This window comes from Halomonas halodenitrificans DSM 735, from assembly GCF_000620045.1.
Taxonomy (GTDB): domain Bacteria; phylum Pseudomonadota; class Gammaproteobacteria; order Pseudomonadales; family Halomonadaceae; genus Halomonas; species Halomonas halodenitrificans.
In genome coordinates, this window is record NZ_JHVH01000002.1 from 343,888 (window position 1) to 364,931 (window position 21,044).

The 21,044-nt window shown below is 66.3% G+C and carries 16 protein-coding genes; 7 read left to right on the plus strand and 9 right to left on the minus strand.

Features of this window, described 5'->3' with window-relative positions; genetic code table 11:
- Positions 1-8: 8 nt before the first annotated feature.
- Entirely contained in the window at positions 9-2,012 is a 2,004-nt protein-coding gene (gene tkt, locus Q358_RS0103495; protein WP_027960777.1) for a transketolase, read from the minus strand.
- Positions 2,013-2,237: 225 nt separating this feature from the next.
- Here tkt and metK point away from each other — a divergent pair, with 225 nt between their 5' ends.
- From metK to Q358_RS0103510, 3 genes are all read left to right on the plus strand, one after another.
- Positions 2,238-3,458 carry a methionine adenosyltransferase gene (gene metK / locus Q358_RS0103500; RefSeq protein WP_027960778.1) on the plus strand — a complete coding sequence of 407 codons (1,221 nt, stop codon included), beginning with the start codon at positions 2,238-2,240 and terminating at the stop codon, positions 3,456-3,458.
- 119 nt (positions 3,459-3,577) lie between these two features.
- The gene (gene ligB, locus Q358_RS0103505; RefSeq protein ID WP_051530155.1) at positions 3,578-5,293 is read left to right on the plus strand and encodes an NAD-dependent DNA ligase LigB; all 1,716 of its coding nucleotides are present in this window, start codon (positions 3,578-3,580) and stop codon (positions 5,291-5,293) included.
- 66 nt (positions 5,294-5,359) lie between these two features.
- Complete coding sequence (locus Q358_RS0103510; protein ID WP_027960780.1) at positions 5,360-6,769, plus strand: adenosylhomocysteinase; 1,410 nt, start codon at positions 5,360-5,362, stop codon at positions 6,767-6,769.
- Positions 6,770-6,800: 31 nt separating this feature from the next.
- On the opposite strand, the gene Q358_RS0103515 is transcribed toward Q358_RS0103510, so the two are convergent.
- Complete coding sequence (locus Q358_RS0103515) at positions 6,801-7,736, minus strand: AEC family transporter (RefSeq protein WP_027960781.1); 936 nt, start codon at positions 7,734-7,736, stop codon at positions 6,801-6,803.
- Positions 7,737-7,898: 162 nt separating this feature from the next.
- On the opposite strand from Q358_RS0103515, the gene metF reads away from it, so the two are divergent.
- Positions 7,899-8,741: a methylenetetrahydrofolate reductase [NAD(P)H] gene (gene metF / locus Q358_RS0103520; RefSeq protein WP_027960782.1), complete on the plus strand. Its 843-nt coding sequence runs from the start codon at positions 7,899-7,901 to the stop codon at positions 8,739-8,741.
- A gap of 202 nt (positions 8,742-8,943) precedes the next feature.
- On the opposite strand, the gene Q358_RS0103525 is transcribed toward metF, so the two are convergent.
- From Q358_RS0103525 to prlC, 5 genes are all read right to left on the minus strand, one after another.
- Entirely contained in the window at positions 8,944-11,133 is a 2,190-nt protein-coding gene (locus Q358_RS0103525; RefSeq protein WP_027960783.1) for a TRAP transporter permease, read from the minus strand.
- An 88-nt stretch (positions 11,134-11,221) separates the two neighbouring features.
- On the minus strand, positions 11,222-12,205 hold the full coding sequence (locus Q358_RS0103530; RefSeq protein WP_027960784.1) for a TAXI family TRAP transporter solute-binding subunit: 984 nt from the start codon (positions 12,203-12,205) through the stop codon (positions 11,222-11,224).
- Between the two features lie 251 nt (positions 12,206-12,456).
- Complete coding sequence (locus Q358_RS0103535) at positions 12,457-12,702, minus strand: YheV family putative zinc ribbon protein (protein WP_027960785.1); 246 nt, start codon at positions 12,700-12,702, stop codon at positions 12,457-12,459.
- 15 nt (positions 12,703-12,717) lie between these two features.
- Entirely contained in the window at positions 12,718-12,822 is a 105-nt protein-coding gene (locus Q358_RS18785) for a YheV family putative metal-binding protein (RefSeq protein ID WP_169735502.1), read from the minus strand.
- Positions 12,823-12,875: 53 nt separating this feature from the next.
- On the minus strand, positions 12,876-14,924 hold the full coding sequence (gene prlC / locus Q358_RS0103545; protein WP_027960786.1) for an oligopeptidase A: 2,049 nt from the start codon (positions 14,922-14,924) through the stop codon (positions 12,876-12,878).
- A gap of 156 nt (positions 14,925-15,080) precedes the next feature.
- Here prlC and Q358_RS0103550 point away from each other — a divergent pair, with 156 nt between their 5' ends.
- The 3 genes from Q358_RS0103550 to Q358_RS0103560 all read left to right on the plus strand — a co-directional run bounded on the left by Q358_RS0103550 (position 15,081) and on the right by Q358_RS0103560 (position 17,780).
- A complete protein-coding gene (locus Q358_RS0103550; protein WP_027960787.1) occupies positions 15,081-16,421 on the plus strand; it encodes a sodium-dependent transporter in 1,341 nt (446 codons plus the stop codon).
- 32 nt (positions 16,422-16,453) lie between these two features.
- Positions 16,454-17,029, plus strand: coding sequence for a gamma carbonic anhydrase family protein (locus Q358_RS16460; protein ID WP_043487565.1), 576 nt, complete (start codon positions 16,454-16,456; stop codon positions 17,027-17,029).
- A gap of 79 nt (positions 17,030-17,108) precedes the next feature.
- Positions 17,109-17,780 (plus strand): metal-dependent hydrolase, encoded by a 672-nt coding sequence (locus tag Q358_RS0103560; protein ID WP_027960788.1) that lies wholly within the window; start codon positions 17,109-17,111, stop codon positions 17,778-17,780.
- Here the strand turns inward: Q358_RS0103560 and Q358_RS0103565 are convergent.
- Both Q358_RS0103565 and Q358_RS0103570 read right to left on the minus strand, forming a co-directional pair.
- Positions 17,756-19,138 carry a sigma-54-dependent transcriptional regulator gene (locus tag Q358_RS0103565; protein WP_027960789.1) on the minus strand — a complete coding sequence of 461 codons (1,383 nt, stop codon included), beginning with the start codon at positions 19,136-19,138 and terminating at the stop codon, positions 17,756-17,758. The genes Q358_RS0103560 and Q358_RS0103565 overlap by 25 nt on opposite strands.
- Positions 19,131-21,044 (minus strand): sensor histidine kinase, encoded by a 1,914-nt coding sequence (locus Q358_RS0103570; RefSeq protein WP_027960790.1) that lies wholly within the window; start codon positions 21,042-21,044, stop codon positions 19,131-19,133. The genes Q358_RS0103565 and Q358_RS0103570 overlap by 8 nt, the downstream gene beginning before the upstream one ends.

Genomic DNA, 21,044 nt, shown 5'->3' on the forward strand with positions numbered 1-21,044 from the left:
TCGGGGCCTCAGCCCTCGAGCAGCTCGCTGGCCTGCTTGACCAGGTTCTCCACGGTGAAGCCGAAATGCTTGAACAGATCGCCCGCCGGGGCGGATTCGCCGAAGCTGCGCATGCCGACCACCCGGCCCTCGAGACCCACATACTTGTACCAGAAGTCGGTGTGGCCTGCCTCGATGGCGAGGCGCCGGGTCACGGCCCTGGGCAGCACGCTTTCGCGGTATTCGGCTTCCTGGTCGTCGAAGTGGTCGGTAGACGGCATGGAGACCACGCGAACGCCATGGCCGGCCTTCTCCAGCTCGGCAGCGGCCTCCATGGCCAGGCCGACCTCGGAACCGGTGGCGATCAGGATCAGGTCGGGCGTGCTCGCCTCGCCCTGGCTCTCCTTCAGCACATAGCCACCGCGCTGGATGTCGGCCAGCTGCTGCTTGGAGCGCGACTGGTGGGGGAGACCCTGACGCGAGAACACCAGCGCCGAGGGGCCGGAGTTGCGCTTGAGCGCGGCGCTCCAGGCGGCGGCCGTCTCGGTGGTATCGCAGGGACGCCAGGTGGCCAGGTTGGGGGTGGTGCGCAGGTTGGTGAGCTGCTCCACCGGCTGGTGGGTGGGGCCATCCTCGCCCAGGCCGATGGAGTCATGGGTGAAGACATAGATGGCGCGCTTGCCCATCAGGGCCGCCATGCGCACGGCGTTGCGCATGTATTCCATGAAGATCAGGAAGGTGGCGCCGTAGGGGATAAAGCCGCCGTGCAGGACGATACCGTTCATGATGGCGCCCATGCCGAATTCGCGCACCCCGTAGTGGAGGTAGTTGCCGTCCGGCGTCTGCGGGGTGATCGCCTTCGCTCCTTCCCAGAGGGTCAGGTTGGAGGGTGCCAGGTCGGCGCTGCCGCCGAGGAGCTCGGGCAGTTGCGGGCCCAGCTCGTTGAGGCAGTTCAGCGAGGCCTTGCGCGAGGCGATGGACTCACCCTGCTCCTGGGCGCGCTGCACCATGGCCTCGCTGGTCAGCTCGGTAGGCAGCTTGCACGCCATGCGGCGTGAAAATTCGCGGGCCAGTTCCGGATGGGCCTCGGCGTAGCGCTCGAAGCGGGCCTGCCACTTGTCGTACCGGGTCTGGCCGGCCTCGTTGGCATCCCAGCCGCGATAAATGTCTTCGGGCACGTGGAAGGGAGCGTGGGGCCAGCCGAGCTCCTGGCGGGCGGCGGCGACTTCGTCCGCACCCAGGGGGGCGCCATGGGTCGCGGCGGTACCCTGCTTGTCGGGGGCGCCGAAGCCGATGATGGTCTTGCAGATGATCAGGCTGGGCTTGTCATCCTGGCTGCGCGCCATCTCGATGGCCGCCTGAATCTCCTCGGGCTTGTGGCCGTCGACGTTGGGCACCACGTGCCAGCCGTAGGCCTCGAAGCGCTTGGCGGTGTCCTCGGTAAACCAGGTCTCGACCTCGCCGTCGATGGAGATGCCGTTGTCGTCGTAGAAGGCGATCAGCTTGCCGAGCCGCTGGGTGCCGGCCAGGGAGGAGACCTCGTGGGAGACGCCCTCCATTAGACAGCCGTCGCCGACGAAGGCATAGGTGTAATGGTCGACGATGTCGTGACCGGGGCGGTTGAACTGGGCCGCCAGGGTCTTCTCGGCCAGGGCCATGCCCACGGCGTTGGCCAGGCCCTGACCCAGCGGGCCCGTGGTGGTCTCGACGCCCGGCGCATAGCCGTACTCGGGGTGGCCGGCGGTCTTGGCGTGGAGCTGACGGAAGTTCTGCAGCTCCTCGAGGCCGAGCTCGTAGCCGGTGAGGTGGAGCAGGGAGTAAAGCAGCATGGAGCCGTGACCGTTGGAGAGCACGAAGCGGTCGCGGTCGGGCCATGTCGGGTCGGCCGGGTTGTGCCTGAGGTAGTCGTTCCACAGTACCTCGGCGATGTCGGCCATGCCCATGGGGGCGCCGGGGTGACCGGAGTTGGCCTTCTGTACGGCATCCATGGAGAGGGCGCGAATGGCGTTGGCCAGTTCGAAACGTGACGGCATGGGGGAGCTCCTCGCCTGCGACCCACGCCGTGGGGTGGCGGGGACGGGCTGTCTGGGTCGGACACCGCACAGGGATGCGCGGCGCGGTCGAAGTCGGTGGCGTATTGTCGCCGACTTGACGGCGTGCTTCAAATCGTGGATGCCTCGTCACCCGCCAGCGTGTAGACTCTTGCCCCGAATATGCGGCCCGTCGCGGCCCGTTGTGATTTCACGGTCGAGGACGCCATGAGCGAATACTCCCTGTTTACCTCCGAATCCGTTTCCGAGGGGCACCCGGACAAGATCGCCGATCAGATCTCCGATGCGGTGCTCGATGCCATCATTGCCCGCGACAAGCAGGCACGTGTGGCCTGTGAAACCCTGGTCAAGACCGGCGTGGCGATCGTTGCCGGCGAGATCAGCACCTCCGCCTGGGTCGACCTCGAGGCGATCGTGCGCGAAGTGATCATCGGCATCGGTTACACCTCCTCGGATGTGGGCTTCGACGGCCAGACCTGCGGCGTGCTCAACCTGATCGGCAAGCAGAGCGTGGATATCGCCCAGGGCGTCGATCGTCGCAAGCCCGAGGACCAGGGCGCCGGCGACCAGGGGCTGATGTTCGGCTATGCCACCAACGAGACGGACTCCTTCATGCCGGCGCCGATCCACTATGCCCACCGCCTGGTGGAGCGACAGGCGGAGCTGCGCCAGCAGGGCCTGCTGCCCTGGCTGCGTCCGGATGCCAAGAGCCAGCTCACCTTCCGCTATGATGCCGAGGGCAAACCCTGCGCGGTGGACGCCATCGTGCTCTCCACCCAGCATGATCCGGGCATCGACCAGCAGGAGCTGCGCGAGATGGTCAAGCGCGAGATCATCGAGCAGGTGGTGCCCGCCGAATGGCTCTCCGAGCAGACCAAGTACCATATCAATCCGACCGGCAAGTTCGTGATCGGTGGCCCGGTGGGTGACTGCGGGCTGACCGGCCGCAAGATCATCGTCGATACCTATGGGGGCACGGCGCGTCATGGGGGTGGGGCCTTCTCCGGCAAGGACCCCTCCAAGGTCGACCGTAGCGCCGCCTACGCCGGGCGCTACGTGGCCAAGAATATCGTCGCCGCGGGACTCGCCGACAAGTGCGAGATTCAGGTCTCCTACGCCATCGGCGTGGCCGAGCCCACCTCGGTCTCCGTCAATACCTTCGGCACCGGCAGGGTGGACGATGCGCGGATCATCGAGCTGGTGCGCGAGCACTTTGACCTGCGCCCCAATGCCATCACCCGCATGCTCGACCTGCTGCATCCCATGTATCGGTTGACCGCAGCCTACGGCCACTTCGGCCGCGATCCCTTCGAGACGTCCTATACCTGGATCGACACCCAGGGCGAGGCGCACACCGAGACCTTCACGGCCTTCCCCTGGGAGAAGACCGATCGTGCCCATGCCCTGCGTCAGGCCGCCGGTCTCTAGCCTCCAGGCAGGGATGACGCCGTAGGCCTGCGTCTACACGAGAAAACGGGCCCCGCCGGCAGCGCCGCGCGGGGCCCGTTGCTAGTATGAAGGCAGGCCCCTTCACACCGGGGTGTCCCATGCCCCTGCTGCGTCCTTCGCGTTGGCGTTATCCGGCCTGTCTGCTGGTGCTGCTTCTGGTCCTGTCGGCGCCTCTGCTACTGGCCGCGCCGGCCGCCTCCGCCCCCTGCCCGGCGCCGCCGTCATCGGGCGTGCTCGCGACCCTGCTGGCACGCCTGGCCGAGTGGGACGACGCCTATTATCGGCGCGGTGAGTCGCCGGTAAGCGATGCCATCTACGACCAGGCCCGGGGCCGACTCGAGGCGTGGCGGCGCTGCTTTCCCGACCGGGTGTCCGCGCTGACGCCGCCGAGCTATCCTCCGGGCGAAAGCGTTCACCCCGTGGTCCAGACCGGCCTTGCCAAGCTCGCCGACGCCGATGCCGTGGCGCGCTGGCTGGAGCGCCGCCCCGACGCCTGGATTCAGCCCAAGGTAGACGGAGTGGCGGTGACCCTGGCCTATCGCGATGGCCGGCTGGCGGCCGCCGTCAGTCGCGGCGATGGCGAGACGGGGCAGGACTGGACCGAGCGTGCGCGGCGCCTGCCGGCCGTGCCGAACCGCTTGCCGGAACCGCTCGATGGCGTGCTCCAGGGCGAGCTCTATCTGCGTTTGACGGCACACGTGCAGGCCGAGCAGGGCGCTGCCGGGGCGCGTGCCGAACTAAGCGGACTGATGGCCCGGGGTGGCCTGGATGACGCCGAGGCGGCGCGGATTGGCCTCTTCGTCTGGGACTGGCCCGATGGCCCGGCCGAGATGATGGAGCGGCTGACGAGGCTTACCGCGCTGGGGTTCGTGGACACGGCGCGCTTTACGCATCCGGTGGCCGACCTTGCCGCGGTCACGCGGTGGCGCCGCGACTGGTTCCAGGGGCCGCTGTCCTTCGCCACCGACGGCGTCGTGTTGCGCCAGGCCTCGCGCCCGCCCGGTCGCGTCTGGGAAGCCGAGCCGCCCGACTGGGCGGTGGCCTGGAAGCATCCGCCTCGGGAGGCGCTTGCCGGGGTGCGCGGGGTGGCATTTCGCATCGGCCGCACCGGGCGCATCACGCCGCTGCTCCACCTGCACCCGGTGGTACTCGAGGGGCGCACCATTCGCCGAGTCAGCGTGGGATCGCTCTCCCGCTGGCAAGCGCTGGATATTCGACCCGGAGACCAGGTGACGATTGCCCTGGCCGGGCTGACCATTCCGCGCCTGGAGGGCGTAGCCTGGCATGCCGCCCAGCGTCGGCCCCTGGCGGTGCCGAGCCCTGCGCGTTACCACGCCCTGAGTTGCTTGCGCCCGACGCCGGGCTGCGAGAAGCAGTTTCTCGAGCGACTGGCCTGGCTCTCGGGCCCCGAGGCCCTGGATCTCGAAGGCGTCGGCCCGGGCACCTGGGAGGCACTGATCGAGGCGGGGCTGATCGAGGGAATGCTCGACTGGGTCGGCCTGGATCGACGGGCACTGCAGCGTGCGCGCGGTATCGGCGACATCCGGGCGGGCTCTCTGCGGATGACCCTGGCGGGGGCAAGAGACGCCCCCTTCGCGCGCTGGCTGCAGGCGCTGGGTGTGCCCCCGGGGATCCGGGCCGCCCTGCCGAGCGACTGGCATACCCTGGTGAGTCATGACCACGATGACTGGGTCGCCATGCCCGGCATCGGGCCGGGGCGCGCCGCGGGGCTGGTCGCGTTCTTCGCCCATCCGGAGGTGCGACGCCTGGCCGAGCGGCTCGCCGGACTGGGCGTCGTCGGGTTCGGGCGTTGATTGTCGATAGCCGGGATCCCTGCCTATAGTGAAGGTCACGCTTTCAGGACGTGACGAGGTGTGCCCATGAACCAGCCCGCCGTGACCACGCCCGCCCAGCAGGACTTCAGGGTCGCCGACCTCGCCCTGGCCGACTGGGGGCGTCGCGAGATACGCATCGCCGAGACCGAGATGCCGGCGCTGATGACGATTCGTGAGCAGTACCGCGACGCCCGGCCCCTGGCCGGGGCGCGCATCGCCGGCTGCATTCACATGACCATCCAGACGGCAGTGCTGATCGAAACCCTGATCGACCTCGGGGCCAGCGTGCGCTGGTCTTCCTGCAACATCTTCTCCACCCAGGACCACGCCGCGGCGGCCATCGCCGCCGCCGGCATTCCGGTATTCGCCTGGAAGGGCGAGACCGAGGAGGAATTCTGGTGGTGCATCGAGCAGACGGTCACAGGCCCCGACGGCTGGGCCCCGAACCTGGTGCTCGACGACGGCGGCGACCTGACCCTGCTGCTGCACGAGAAGCGTCCGGCGCTTCTGGACGCCATCCACGGCATCAGCGAGGAAACCACCACGGGCGTGCACCGGCTTCAGGAGATGTTGCGTGATGCCACCCTGGGGGTGCCGGCCATCAACGTCAACGACGCGGTGACCAAGTCGAAGAACGACAACAAGTATGGCTGTCGCCACTCGCTCAGCGATGCCATCAAACGTGCCACCGACCATCTGCTGGCCGGCAAGCAGGCGTTGGTGGTGGGCTACGGCGATGTCGGCAAGGGCTCGGCGGCATCGCTGCGTCAGGAGGGTATGATCGTCAAGATCGCGGAGATCGACCCGCTGTGCGCGATGCAGGCCTGCATGGACGGCTTCGAGGTGGTCTCTCCCTACGCCGGCGGGGTCAACCGCGGCATGGAGAGCATCGATGGCGAGCTGCTGGGCCGGGTCGACCTGGTGGTGACCTGCACCGGCAATATCGCCGCCTGCGATGCCGCCATGCTGCAGGCCCTCAAGCCCGGCGCGGTGGTATGCAATATCGGCCACTTCGACAGCGAGATCGATACCGGTTACATGCGTCGCCACTGGCACTGGGAGGAGGTGAAGCCCCAGGTGCACAAGGTCTATCGTGACAGCAAGCCCGGTGAATTCGACCCCGCCAGCCGCGATTATCTGATCCTGCTCTCCGAGGGGCGCCTGGTGAACCTGGGCAACGCCACCGGCCACCCCTCCCGGGTGATGGATGGCTCCTTCGCCAACCAGGTGCTGGCCCAGATGCATCTCTATCGGGGGCGCTTCGCCGAGCTGCCCGAGGCCGAGCGGGCCGCGGCGCTGACGGTGAGCGTGCTGCCCCGCCACCTCGACGAGGAGGTGGCGCGCTATATGGTGGAGGGCTTCGGCGGGGTGGTCACCCGCATGACCGAGGCCCAGGTCGAGTACACCGGCCTGCCGGCGGATGGGCCCTACAAGCCCGACGACTATCGTTATTAAATCGGCCCGCGTTATTGAGCCGGCCCGGTGCCTAGCCGGCCACCAGCGGTAGCGTCAGCGCCAGGTAGAGGGGTATCAGCAGCGGGGCGGCCAGGGTGGTGACCAGCACCGCCTGGGCGCCCTTGGCCGGGGCGATGCCCAGCTCCATGGCCACTACCACGACATTGGCGGCCATGGGCACGATGCCCAGCAAGAGGATGGCCATGGCCAGCTCGCGTGAGAGCGGGGCGATGGCCTGCAGCATGAGCACGGCGCCCAGCGCCAAGAGCGGCCAGAGAACGCAGCGTATCGCCACGCAGGCGCCGATAAAGCGGCCGTCCACCTCGCGGAGGCTGACTCGCCCCAATGTCATGCCGATGATCATCATGCCCAGCAGGGTGTAGGTGGCCGGGAACACGGCCAGTCCCTCCATGATGGCCACCGGTAGCGTCAGGCCCATGCCGCTGACCACCAGCGCCGCCAGGAAGGCATAGACCAGCGGCAGTCGCACGATCTTCGTCAGACTCTCGGCCACCGAGAACTGCCCCCGGGCGCTGAGGTAGAAGCCCACCGTGAATTCATAGAGGGTGATGCCCAGCACGCAGAACAGGTAGAGAGTCACGCCCTCCGGTGGCAGTAATACCAGCGCCACCGGCAGGCCGAAATAGCCGGTATTGCCGGTGCCGGCCGAGAAGGCCAGCAGGGCGCTCTCCTGGGGCGCAAAGCCGTGCCGGGTCAGGCGGTGCACCAGCAGGGCGAGCAGGCTGGCGGCGACGAAGGCGGCCAGGGTCAGCAGCAGATAACCGGGAGTGGGGCCGCCCTGTATCAGTCCACGGAAGAAGGTCAGCGGCGCCACCAGGTAGATAAGCAGGGTGGCGATGGGACGCGGGTCCACCGCCAGGCGGCGTGCGGCCAACCAGCCCAGGGCGACATAGCTCAGGAGTGTCCACAGCGGGCCCATCAGGGCGCCGGGGTCGATGGCGTGCATGAAGTGTCCCTGTTTCGAGGTCTCGGGGCTTGCGGTGCCCGTGGTGGTGTCGGTACGCCAACGTGAATGAAATCGATATCGCGGCGCGGATCTTTCATTGGTTAAGAGGCCAGTGGCTCGTCACAATGGCATCATTATGCAGACGTTTCATGAGGATACCCAATGAGCACGCAGCAACACCCGCTGGGCATCAGCTTCGAATTCTTCCCGCCGAATACCGAAGCCGGTCGTGAGAAGCTGATCGGGGTGCGCGACGCTCTGGCAGAGCGTGGGCCACGCTTCTTCTCGGTGACCTACGGTGCCGGGGGCTCCACCCAGGACCGAACCCTCAATACCGTGCGCCAGGTGCGTGGGGCGGGCATCACCACCGCGCCACATCTCTCCTGTATCGGCAGCGAGAAGGGGCAACTGCGCGACTTGCTGGCCCGCTATCGTGAAGAAGGCATCGAGAGTCTGGTGGCGCTGCGCGGCGACCTTCCGTCGGGCATGGGTAGTATCGGTGAGTTCCGCTATGCCAACGAGCTCGTGACCTTTATTCGCGAGGAAACCGGTGATGACTTCGAGATCGCCGTGGCCGCCTATCCCGAGTCGCATCCCCAGGCGCCCAGCCTGGAACGTGACGTCGAGAACTTCGCTCGCAAGATGAAGGCCGGCGCCAACCTCGCCGTGACCCAGTACTTCTTCAATGCCGATGCCTACTTCCATTTCGTGGAGCGAGCCAGGGCGCTGGGCGTCGAGGCGCCCATCGTGCCGGGCATCATGCCGATCACCAACTACGCCAAGCTGGCTCGGTTTTCCGATGCCTGTGGCGCCGAGATTCCACGCTGGATTCGCAAGCAGCTGGAGGCCTACGGCGATGACAGCGAGTCCATCGCGGCCTTCGGTGAAGAGGTCATCTCGCGGCTGTGCCAGCGTCTGCTGGATGGCGGCGCTCCCGGCCTGCATTTCTATACGCTCAATCAGGCCAAGCCGAGCCTCAAGGTGCTCGACAACATCTCCGCCTGAGTGGCGCCGGGGGAGTCTCGGGTCGGGTAAGCGAACCCGAACATGCCCCCGATGCGTACCGCCGGATGTGTCTTTGCCTTGTTCGGCCTGGGGCCTGTCCTGGATTCCCGGCCATACAACGACACGGCCCCGCAATTGGCGGGGCCGTGTCGTTGGCTATCGTGTCGAGCGAGGAGCCCGCCTGTCTGGCGGGACCGGCCATTCAGGTGGTGGCCGTTGAACCGCCGCCGCCCTTGCCGTGCAGCTTGCGCTGCATCAGGACCATGCCGATACCGACCGCCAGGCCGGCAATATCCGTGACGATGCCGCCATAGATCATGAACAGGGCGGCGATCAGCATCACCACGCGCTGCCAGGCCTTCGTCGGGCCGAAGAACCAGGCCTGGACCACCGCGGCCAGCAGGATGATGCCGAGGGTGGCGGTGACGCCGACCCGCAGGATCTGGGGCCAGGAGCCTTCCATCAGCATGGCGGGACTGTAGAAGAACATGAAGGGCACGATAAAGGCGGCCAGGCCAATCTTGAACGAGGCCACCGAGGTGCCCATGGCGTTGTCGCCGGAGATGCCCGCCGCCGCATAGGAGGCCAGTGCCACCGGCGGGGTGATCGCCGATACCACCGCGAAGTAGAACACGAAGAAGTGCGCGACCAGCGGTTCGATACCGATGCTGATCAGACCCGGGGCGACTACCGAGGCGGCCACCGCATAGGCGGCGGTGGTGGGCATGCCCATGCCGAGCAGTATCGAGATGCACATGGCGAAGAACAGCGCCAGCAGCTGGCTGACGCCGGCCAGACCCAGCAGCAACGAGGAGAAGCGTGCGCCGACCCCGGTCAGGGCGATAACCCCGACGATCAGGCCGGCACAGGCGCACACGGCGATGATCTGGATCGACATGCCGCCGGCCAGCTGCAGCGCCCTGAGAACCGAACGGATGCCCATCCTGTAGGGCGTCAGCCAGCTGACCACGGCGGCCGAGGCGGTGGCCAGCGTGCCCGCGCGAATCACCGAGTAACCCATGAACAGGGCGACGATCAGGATGATGATCGGCGTGAACAGGTAGACCTGCTTGACCAGGCGGCGGAACTGGGGAATCTCCTCCTTGCGCATGCCGCGCATGCCCTTGCGTGCGGCCTCGAAGTCGACCATGCAGTAGATCGACAGGAAGTAGAGGATGGCCGGGATCACGGCCGCCACGGCGATCTCGGTGTACGGGATGCCGGTGACCTCGGCCATGATAAAGGCGCCGGCGCCCATGATCGGCGGCATGATCTGTCCGCCGGTCGAGGCGGCGGCCTCGATGGCGCCGGCGCTGCGTGACGGATAGCCCACCTTCTTCATCAGGGGAATGGTCAGCGAGCCGGTAGAGACCACGTTGCCGGCCGAGGTGCCGTTGATCATGCCCATCAGCCCCGAGGCGAAGATCGATACCTTGGCCGGGCCGCCACGGGCACGACCGGCGGCGGCGAAGGCGAAGTTGACGAAGTAGTCTCCGACCTTCGATGCCTGCAGGAAGGCGGCGAAGATGATGAACAGGATGATATAGGTGGAAGAGACCGCGGTGGTCGGTCCGAGGATGCCGGCATCGGTGTATACCTGGCTGAAGAAGCGTCCCACGGAGAGTCCCGGGTAGCCAAGGAAGCCCGGTAGATAGGGGCCGACGAACACATAGAGCAAAAAGATCACCGAGATGATCACCAACGCCAGGCCGGCCACCCGGCGGGTCAGCTCGAGGATCAGCAGCGAGCCGGCAATGGCGGCATACGAGATTCCCATGGGCGCGAAAGAGGTGCCGGTGGAGGCGCGCAGCGGGCTGTTGAACATCACCAGCAGATAGCCCGCCACCGCCAGGGAACAGGCCATCAGCACCAGGTCGGCGGGCGAAAGGGCACCGCGTACCTGGCGATAGGCCCATGACAGCAGGATGCCGGTGGCGGTAGCCAGAATCAGCGGATAGCCGAAGTGCCAGGCCTCGATCTCCGGTGCGATGCGCAGGGCACCATCATTCATCGCCTGATACATCATGACCACGCGCACCAGGGCATACAGGGCCGGGATCAGCAGGGCATAGCTTAGCCAGCGCATCCAGCCGGGAGAGCGTTCGCGGCCATGATCGGCGAAGCTAGCACCGGCATACAGGCCGTAGCCGAGTATCAGTGCCCCGGCGATATGCAGGATGCGAAACGACCAGGTCTCCAGGGGGTATACGTTCAGCGAGATCAGGTGAAACAGCGAGTAGGCGATGGCCAGTGCGCCGAACAGCAGCCACTGCCAGCCGGTATACAGGCGTCGGTTGGATTCGACGGCGGCCTCGTCGACGCCTTCGGCATTGACGGTTTCGACGACATCGTCGGGGCCGGTGTCGTCGAGAGATTCGGGATGTCGTGACATGTAAAACACCCTTGGGTGTGAAGCGGACGGCAGGCATGCTGCCCCGGATCGCTTGGCGACCCAGGGCGGCGTCAGGGGATAAGCGAGTTTACAGCTTCAGGTCGTCGGGAATCTCGTAGCCATTCTCCTCGTACCAGCGGACCGCGCCCGGATGGAAGGGCAGCACGGTGTTGTACTGGACATTCTCCGGCACGCTGGTAGCGGCACTGCGGTGGATGTCCATCATCTTGTCGTTGTTCTCCAGGCTCAGCTTGGTGATCTCGTAGACCAGGTCTTCGGGCAGGTCACAGCCGGCGATGGTGAAGTTCCACATGGAAACGGCGCGAGCATCCTCTTCCAGGGTCTGGTAGGTGCTGGCCGGGATCATGAAGGGCGATACCGGGAACGCCTCGAGCACCTGGGCCTGCTCCTCTTCGGTAAACTCGACGATATTGATGTCGGTCTGCACCTCGAGCTGGCTGACGGCGGGGATCGGGATGCCGGCGGCGAAGGCGATGACGTCGATCAGGCCATCCTGGAGCTGGCCGCCCAGGTCGTTCCAGCCGCCGTTGCGGCGGTCGAAGTCGACGCCGAGCTCTTCGAGGATAGCCGGGAAGTAGGTGTCGGAGGTGGAGGCCGCCGGGCCGAAGCCGATGCTGGCGCCATCCGGAATGTCGGCGATCGACTCGATGCCGCTATCGCTCAGGGTGGTGACGGAGAATGGCGTCTCGTACATCGGGAAGAGGGCGCAGACATTATCCATGGGCACGCCGGGCGCGAGAGGGCTCTCGCCGGCCAGCGCCTCGGCGGCCGGGCCCATGGTGGTCAGGCCCAGGGCGATATCACCGGTGTGTACCAGGGCGAGGTTCTGATTCGGACCACCGGTGACCTCGCCACCCCCGGAGAGGCCCAGCTCGTCGGCAATCAGGTTGGCCCAGCCGGAACCGTAGACGAAGTAGGTGCCGCCCTGGCTGGCGGTGCCCACGGTGAAGTTGTCGGGCCAGTCGCTGCGATCCTGGGCGGCGGCCGAGGCGGCAACCAGCAGAGTGCCGGCGACGGTGCCGGCGAGCAGCTTGGTGGAGAGAAGGCGCATGGTAGGGCTCCATGATTCGGTATTTAGCGGTGAGCGACTGGGCGCCAAGCACCCAGGAAGCGGCCTGTTATTCTGGCAGCTTCTGGCGAGTCTGTGGTTGCCATCTGCAGTGTCAAATTCAACGTATAGCGCTCGACCCATGCCGGGGCAAGGGTCAAGCTGCGTGATACGAGAAGAATTGACTTATATCAACCGTAAAATACTGATGGACGCCTGTCGTGTTATCGAGCCGACCGCGGTTAGAGGGTTGGCTACCGCTTGGGATCGATGATCTTCACCGTCTGGAAATCCTCGGTGGCCGCTTCCTCCTGACGGCTGTGGCTGACGCGGGTGGCAAGCTCGGGGGAGGCCTGCTCTTCGATGGGAAGCTGCTCGAAGAAGTCGCAGCTGACGCATTCACGGTAGCGGATGCCGTTCTGTTCCCAGCTGCGGATGCGGTCCATCTCGGCGCAGCGCGGGCAGATGGCACCGGCGATAAAGCGTTTCTGGGTGGCCATAATGGGCTCCTGTTGTTACCGGTACTGAAAGGCGGAGATCCCGTCGCGGATACGATGCTCGTTCACATCGGCGCAGAGCGGGCAGATGGCGCCGGCGATAAAGCGTTTCTGGGTGGCCATGGGAGACTCCTGTGAGCCTCGGCCCCCAGGGCCGAGGCGGATATGGCGAATGATCAGCCGGCGGTGATGCCGCTGTGACGCAGTAGCGGCTCAACGCTGGGCGCGCGGCCGCGGAAGGCCTGGAACAGTTCGGCGGCGTCGCGGGCGCCGCCCGGCTCGAGGATCTCGGTGCGGAAGCGATGGCCGGTCTCGGGGTCGAAGATACCCGCTTCCTCGAAGGCGCTCCAGGCGTCCGCGGAGAGGACTTCGGCCCACTTGTAACTGTAATAGCCCGCCGCATAGCCACCGGCGAAGATATGCCCGAAACCGTTCTGGAAGCGGTTGAAGGCGGTGCGGGGCACCACCGAGACATCCTCGCGTACCGCATCGAGCAGCGCCTGGATCTCGGCCGCGGAAGGGGCCTCGAGCTCATGATGCAGGCGCAGGTCGAACAGCGAGAATTCCAGCTGGCGCACCATGCCCATGGCGGACTGGAAGTTTCTGGCCGCCTGGAGCTTCTCGAGTAGCTCGTCGGGCAGTGGCTCACCGCTGTCGACATGACCGGCGATCAGGTCGAGTCCCTCACGCTCCCAGCAGTAGTTCTCCATGAACTGGCTGGGCAGCTCTACCGCGTCCCAGGCCACGCCGTTGATGCCGGAGATGTCGGCGATGGTCTGCCGGGTCAGCATATGATGCAGGCCGTGACCGAACTCGTGGAACAGGGTGGTTACTTCGTCGTGGGTCAGCAGTGCCGGGCGCTCTCCCACCGGACGGGTAAAGTTGCAGGTCAGGTAGGCCACCGGGAGTTGCAGGGTATCCCCTTCGTGGCGACGCACCCGGCATTCATCCATCCAGGCGCCGCCGCGCTTGCCTTCACGTGCATAGAGGTCCAGATAGAAGCCGGCGATGGGCTCGCCATTTTCGAGGATGCGAAAGAAGCGGACGTCGGGATGATAGCGCGGCGCCTGCTCATCTTCGCGGAAGGTAACGCCGAACAGGCGCTCGACGACCCGGAACAGGCCCTCGACCACCCGCGGGGCGGGAAAGTAGGGGCGCAGCTGCTCTTCGTTGATGGCGTGGCGGGCTTCGCGCAGCTTCTCGCTGACGTAGCCGATGTCCCAGGGCTCGAGGTCGGTCATGCCCAGTGTCTCGTCGGCGAAGGCTGCGAGTTCGGCGAACTCCTGGCGGGCCTGGGGGACCGCGCGTGCTGCCAGGTCTTCGAGGAAGCCCAGCGCGTCGGCCGGCGAATCGGCCATCTTGGTTTCCAGCGAGTAGTCGGCGTAGGTGGCAAAGCCCAGCAGCCGGGCCAGCTCATGACGCAGGGCGAGTATTTCCTCCATCAACGGGGCGTTGTCATACTGGCCGGCGTAAGGCCCCTGGTCCGAGGCGCGAGTCACGAAGGCGGTGTAGACCTCGCGGCGCAGCTCGCGGTCGTCGGCGTAGGTCACCACCGGAAAGAAGCTGGGAAAATCCAGGGTAATGCGGTAACCGGCCTCCCCCTTGGCCTCGGCGTTGGCCCGCAGGGTGGCCAGGGCACTCTCCGGCAGGCCGGTCAGGCGCGTCTCGTCGCCGAGGCTCAGGTGCCAGGCCTGGGTGGCGTCCAGCAGCTGATTGGAGAAGGTGTTGGAAAGCTCGGAGAGGCGCGCCTTGATCTCGCCGTAGCGGTGCTTCTTCTCGGCGGGCAGGTCGACGCCGGCGAGGCGGAAGTCACGCAGGGTATTGTCGACGGTGCGCCGCTGGGCGGCATCGAGCGATTCCCAGGCGCTGCCTTCCTTGAGGGCCAGCCAGGCGCGGAACAGACCCTCGTGCTGACTTTGCCAGGTGCTGTAGTCGGAAAGCTTGCCCAGGCAGGCCTGGTAAGCCTCGCGCAGCGCCGGGTTGTTCATGGTGCCGTTGAGGTGAGAAACCGGCGACCAGGCGCGCGACAGGCGGTCATTCAAGGCTTCCAGGGGGGCGGCCAGGCTCTGCCAACTGGGTGACTCCCGCTCGGCCTGCTCGACGAGGGTCTCGATGGCGTGACGATTCTCGGTGAGCAGCTCGTCGATGGCCGGCACCGCGTGTTCGGGGCGGATGACCTCGAAGGGGGGAAGCTCATGGGTTTCGAGCAGGGGGTTGCGGGACATGCATACCTCGAGAAGAAAATGGGGTCGCTCTCTAAGATGCGGGCGGAGGCGGCGGGTTTCAATGTGGTCCAGGGTTTGCCGTCGTGGGCCGGGCTGCTAGGCTTGCTGGCTTTCAAGCGTGCGGGCGGCGCACGCCGTGTTTCGGGAGAATCAATCATGAGTGAGACGCTGGAGCGCTGGAGCACGCGGCGCGCCTTTATTCTGGCGGTTACCGGGGCGGCGGTGGGGCTGGGCAATATCTGGCGTTTCCCCTATATCACCGGCGAGAACGGCGGCGCGGTGTTTCTGGTGCTTTATGTCGCCTTCGTGCTGCTGTTGGGCTTGCCGGTCATGATGGCCGAGATCATGGTGGGGCGTGCCGGGCGGCGTAGCCCGGTGGCCTCGCTTGGGCACCTGGCCGTGGCGGCAGGCGCCAGCCGTCATTGGCGGCTCCTGGGGCTGTTCGGTGCCTTCACCGTGTTCTGCATACTCTCCTTCTATTCGGTGGTATCCGGCTGGTCCATCGAGTTCCTGGTGGCGTCCATCAACGGTGATTTCCGTGGCGTCACACCCGCCGAGATCGGTGCCGGCTTCGATGCCTTCCTGGCCGACCCGGGGCGCATGATCTTCAATCACACCCTGTTTTTGCTGATGACCATATCGGTTGTGGCCGTCGGGGTGGCCAAGGGGCTCGAGCGCCTTAACAATGTGCTGATGCCGCTGCTCTACCTGCTGCTGGTGATGCTGGCGGGCTATGCCGCCACCACCAGCGGCTTCGGTACCGCGCTTGCGTGGCTGTTCAAGCCCGACTTTTCGGCGGTGACCCCGCTGGTGGTGATGCACGCCATGGGGCATGCCTTCTTTACCCTGGCGGTGGGGGCCTGTGCCCTGATGGCCTACGGCGCCTACATGCCGGAGCAGCAGAGCCTGCCGCGTGCCGTCGGGGCGGTGGCGATACTCGATGTCGCCGTGGCCTTGCTGGCCGGCATCGCGATCTTCTCGGTGGTGTTCTCCCAGGGCATGGACCCCAGCGAAGGCCCCGGGCTGATGTTCGTCACGCTGCCCATCGCCTTCGCCGAGCTGCCCGGGGGCGCCCTCTGGTTGAGCATGTTCTTCCTGCTGCTGCTGTTGGCGACCTGGACATCCTCGATCAACCTGGCCGAGCCCATGGTCTCTACCCTGCAGGGGCTGGGGCTGCCGCGTGCCATCGCCGCTGCCCTGGTGGGCCTGGCCGTGTGGCTGTTGGGGCTATTGACGGTGTTCTCGTTCTCGAGCCTCGCCGAGTGGCGACCGCTGTTTGGCATGAACGGCTTCGAGCTGGTCAGCACCATTCCGCCGGAGGTCTTCTTGCCGCTGGGCGGGATGTTGATTGCCATCTTCGCCGCCTGGGTGTTGCCGGAGGCCATGGCGCGACGCGCCCTGGGCGTGAACAATGGCGGCTTCGCGCTGTGGCGAGCGGTGACCCGCTGGATTGCCATTCCGCTGACGCTGGTAGTATTGGTGGCCGGGCTGATCTGAGCGCCGACCCGATCGACGACGAGGAGATGACGATGAGCAATGCAATGACCATTCGTTCCTGGAAAGGCCAGAGTCCCAGCCTGGGGGAGCGTGTCTATATTGATCCGGCAAGCCTCGTGTTGGGCGATGTCGTGCTGGGTGATGATTGCTCGGTATGGCCCATGGCGGTGATCCGTGGCGACATGCATCGCATTCGGATCGGTGCACGCACCAGTGTGCAGGACGGCAGTGTGCTGCATATCACCCACGCCAGCGACTTCAATCCGGGCGGTTTTCCGCTGACCATCGGCGAAGATGTGACCATCGGCCACAAGGCGATTCTTCACGGGGCTACGCTGGGCAGCCGTATCCTGGTCGGCATGGGGGCCATCGTCATGGATGGTGCCGTGGTAGAGGACGAGGTCATCATTGCAGCGGGGGCCGTTGTGACCCCTGGCAAGCGACTCGAGAGCGGGCATGTCTACGCCGGCAATCCGGCCAAGGCGCTGCGACCGCTGAAGGAGAAGGAGCGTGAGTTCTTTCCCTACACGGCCGGCAACTATGTAAGTCTCAAGGACGAGTACCTGGTCAGCCTCAAGGACGACTATCTGGCGTCGACCGAGGAATAATTTACTAACATATTGTTTTTCCATGCTCGAGCGGGGGATAATCTGTTGATTTATCCAGCTTGCCGAGGGCCGCTCCAGCATGGCCAATTTCCGCACCCACCTTGGCGTGGCCGCCGTCGGCGGCGCCGTGGTTGCCCACGGTGGCTGGCAGGCGGGGCTGTGGGAGGCCTGGCAGGCGTTGCCCATGCTGGCGTTAGTGACGCTTGGCGGCATCCTGCCCGACATCGACGCCGACAGATCCCGGGCGATACGCCTGGTGTTCAACCTGCTGGCGGTACTCTCGGTCGTGGTTGGCGCCCTGATGTTCCAGGGGCGTCTCTCCAAGCCAGGGCTGCTGATGGTCTGCGGTGCCTTCTATCTGGGAGTGCGCCACCTGGCCGGCGCACTGTTCGCTCGCCTCACCGTACACCGTGGTATCTGGCACTCGCTGTTGGCGGCGCTCTTCTGCGGCCTGGCGACCACGGCGATCAGCTATCGGTTACTGGCCCAGCCCGATACCCTGGCATGGAGCCATGGCTTGGCACTGGCGCTGGGTTTCATGCTTCACTTGCTGCTCGATGAGCTCTACAGCGTTGACCTCACCGGAGCGCGCATCAAGCGCTCCTTTGGCACCGCGTTCAAACCGCTGGACTGGCGCTCGCCCGGTAACTCCCTGGTGATGCTTGCCATCGGTGCCAATCTGCTGCCCTGGTTGCCGGCGTGGAGCGTGCTGGTCGGCCTGTTCGATCAGGGGGCGTCGCTGTGGCGATAATCTTCGGCGCGCAGGTCATACTTCCTGAGCTTGTCGTAGAGCGTCTTGCGCGGCAGGCCGAGCCGCTCGCTGATCTCACTGACCCGGCCGTGGTGGCGGGCGAGTGCCTGGTCGAGCAGGCTCTTCTCGAACAGCTCCACCTGCTGGGGTAGCGGGAGTTCGCCTGCCCCGCTTTCGGCGCCGGCCAGAAGGGCCTCCAGGCGGTAGTCGAAGGCGGCTCCCAGCAGCACATAGCGCTCGGCGAGGTTACGCAGCTCGCGCACGTTGCCCGGCCAGTCATGGGCGAGCAGCGCGGCGATGCCGGTGGCATCCAGAGACGGTGCTTCCAGGCCGCTGCGATTGGCGGCCACTACCGCGAAGTGCTGGAACAGCAGTGGGATGTCTTCGCGCCGCTCGCGTAGCGGTGGGATCGGCAGGGTGACCACATCGAGGCGATAGTAGAGGTCCTCGCGGAACACTCCGGCCTCGGCGGCGGCCTTGAGGTCGACCTTGGTGGCGGCGATCACGCGGATATCCAGCGGCACTGGCACGTTGGCGCCCAGGCGCTCGACGCTGCGCTCCTGCAGCACCCGCAGCAGCTTGACCTGAAGGGCCAACGGCATCGACTCGATCTCATCGAGGAACACCGTGCCGCCGTTGGCGTGCTCGAACTTGCCGATACGCCGCTCCACGGCGCCGGTGAAGGAGCCCTTCTCGTGGCCGAACAATTCCGACTCGATGATGCTCTCCGGTATCGCGCCGCAGTTGATGGCCACGAAGGGATGGCCGGCCCGGGGGCTGCGCTCATGGATGGCGCGGGCCACCAGGTCCTTGCCGGCACCGGTCTCGCCGAACAGCAGCACGTCCGTCTCCACCTGACTAATGCGCTGAACCATGCTTGCCAGGCGCTGGATGGCCGGGGTGCGCCCCACCAATCGAGGACCGGGGGCCGCCTGCTGGGCTTCGAGTTCGGCACGCAGCCGACGGTTCTCGAGGCTCAGGCGACGCTTCTCCACACCGCGGCGTACCACCTCCACCAGTCGCTCGGCGGCGAAGGGCTTCTCCAGGAAGTCCCAGGCGCCCTCGCGCATGGCTTCCACGGCGGTGGAAATGTCGCCATGTCCGGTGATCAGGATCACCGGCAGGTCCGGGTCGCGCCGGCGCACCTCGCGCAGCAGCGCCATGCCATCCATGCCGGGCATGCGGATATCGCTGACGATGACGCCGGGGAAGTCGCTCTCGAGGGCGTCCAGGGTGGCCTCGGCGCCGGCGTAGGGCGCCGGCGCATAGCCGGCCAGCTCCAGGGTCTGGCTGGCGCTGATACGCAGGTGAGGCTCGTCATCGACGACCATCACCGGAATGTCGACCGCTTCATGCATGGGGCAGGCTCTCATGATCGGGGCAAGGTGGGGCGGGGGTGAGGTGTTCCTTGGGCAGATGAATGGTGAAGCGGGCGCCGCCGGCGGGAAGGTTCTCGGCACCGAGGCGGCCGCCCAGGTCATCGATGATACGCGACGAGATGGAGAGCCCAAGCCCCAGGCCGTTGCCCGGAGACTTGCTGGTGAAGAAGGGCTCGAAGATCCGCGTCAGCTGCTCCGGGGGGATGCCGGGCCCGTTGTCCTCGACCATCAGCCACATCCAGGCATCGTCCGCCTCTATCCGAAGCGTCAGCTGCTGGGCGTCACGCCCGGTCATGGCCTGGAGGGCATTGCCGATCAAATTGACCAGCACCTGCTCCAGGCGCACCGGGTCGGCGTTCACCCATGCCGGCGACGCGGGGAAGCGCCGCTCCACCCGGACGCCGGCTTCCTGTAGCCGCGTCTGGAAGAGGCGCAGGGCATACTCGAAGCAGTCGGTGACCGATACCGCGCTACGCCGCTCGTCGCCCTTGCGCGAGAACTGGCGCAGCTGGGCGCTGATCTCGGCCATGCGACCGGTTAACTCGACGATTTCGGACAGGTTGCGATCGACGCTCTCTCGCCGCTCGCGCGCGAGGAAGGCGCGGGCGTTCTCGGCGTAGGCGCGGATGGCGGCCAGCGGTTGATTGAGCTCGTGGTTGATGCCGGCTGCCAACTGGCCGAGCACGGCCAGCTTGGCGGCCTGGACCAGTTCATCGCGGGTGCGGCGCAGGTCCGCTTCGGCGCGCTTGCGCTCCTCGACCTCGCCGGAGAGGCGGCGGTTGGTCGCGACCAGGTCGCGGGTGCGGCTGGCCACGTTGCGTTCCAGCTCGTCTCGGGCGCGGGCCAGGGTGCGGCGTTCGCGTTCGGCGAACAGTTCGCGCTCACGGCGCAGCCGCAGGCGCTGCCAGCCGAAGCCGCCGCCCAGCAGCACGATGCCGTAGAGCCCGCCGCCGAGCAGGGCGGAAACCCACTGTGCCTGGACCACCGAGTCCAGCGGCTTGAGAATCAGCATCTTCCAGCCGAGCTCGGGCAGCGCTCGCTCCAGACCGAGGAAGTGCTCGCCGCTCAGAGGTCCCGCACTGAAGCCGACCAGATGAGTGCGCTCGCCCATCGGCTCGAGGATCTCGAGGCCGGAGTGGTCGAGGGGTTCGTCGGCGTAGCGGCGGGTTGCCAGCAGTGCCTTTCTCTCGTCTGCGGAGAGCGGTGCCAGAGAGGCCATGCGCAGCTCGGGTCGACTGGCCATGAAGATGACGTTGTCGGCGTCGGCGACCAGCAGCTCGGCCTCCTGGTCGGCCCAGCTCGCCTCTATGGCGTCGAGCAGCACCTTAACCACCATGACGCCGTCCGGGGTGGCATCGGGAGATGTGTTGTCCAGCCAGACCGGAGCGGAAAAGTAGTAGCCACGCTCCAGTGACTGGACGCCGAGGCCGTAGAAGCGCCCTGGCCGGCCGGCGATGGCGTCACGGTAGTAGCTGCGGAAGGCGTAGTTCTGGCCGATAAAGGTGTTGGGGCGGTGCCAGTTGCTGGCCGCCAGGGTGTTGGCGTGGCGATCGAGCAGGTAAATGTCGGATACCCCGGTGGCCGCCCGGAAGTGGTCGAGCAGGTGGTTCAGCGGCATGGAGTCCTGATTATCCGGGAAGGAAAGAAAGCGGCGTACCGCCTCCCGGGAGGCCAGCAGCCGGGGCAGATAGTCGTGGCGAGAGAGGTGCCCGGTCAGCCCAGCGGCCGAGAGGCGCAGCTCGTTATCGGCATCCTGGCGGAGCTCCTGAAGCGCCTGCTGACGCGCCACCTCGGCGGCCTGCCAAGTCACCAGGGCGAGACCCAGGGGGGCGAGCAACCACAGCCATCGCCGCCATCGCCGGGATTCCTGCGATGCGTGTTTCAT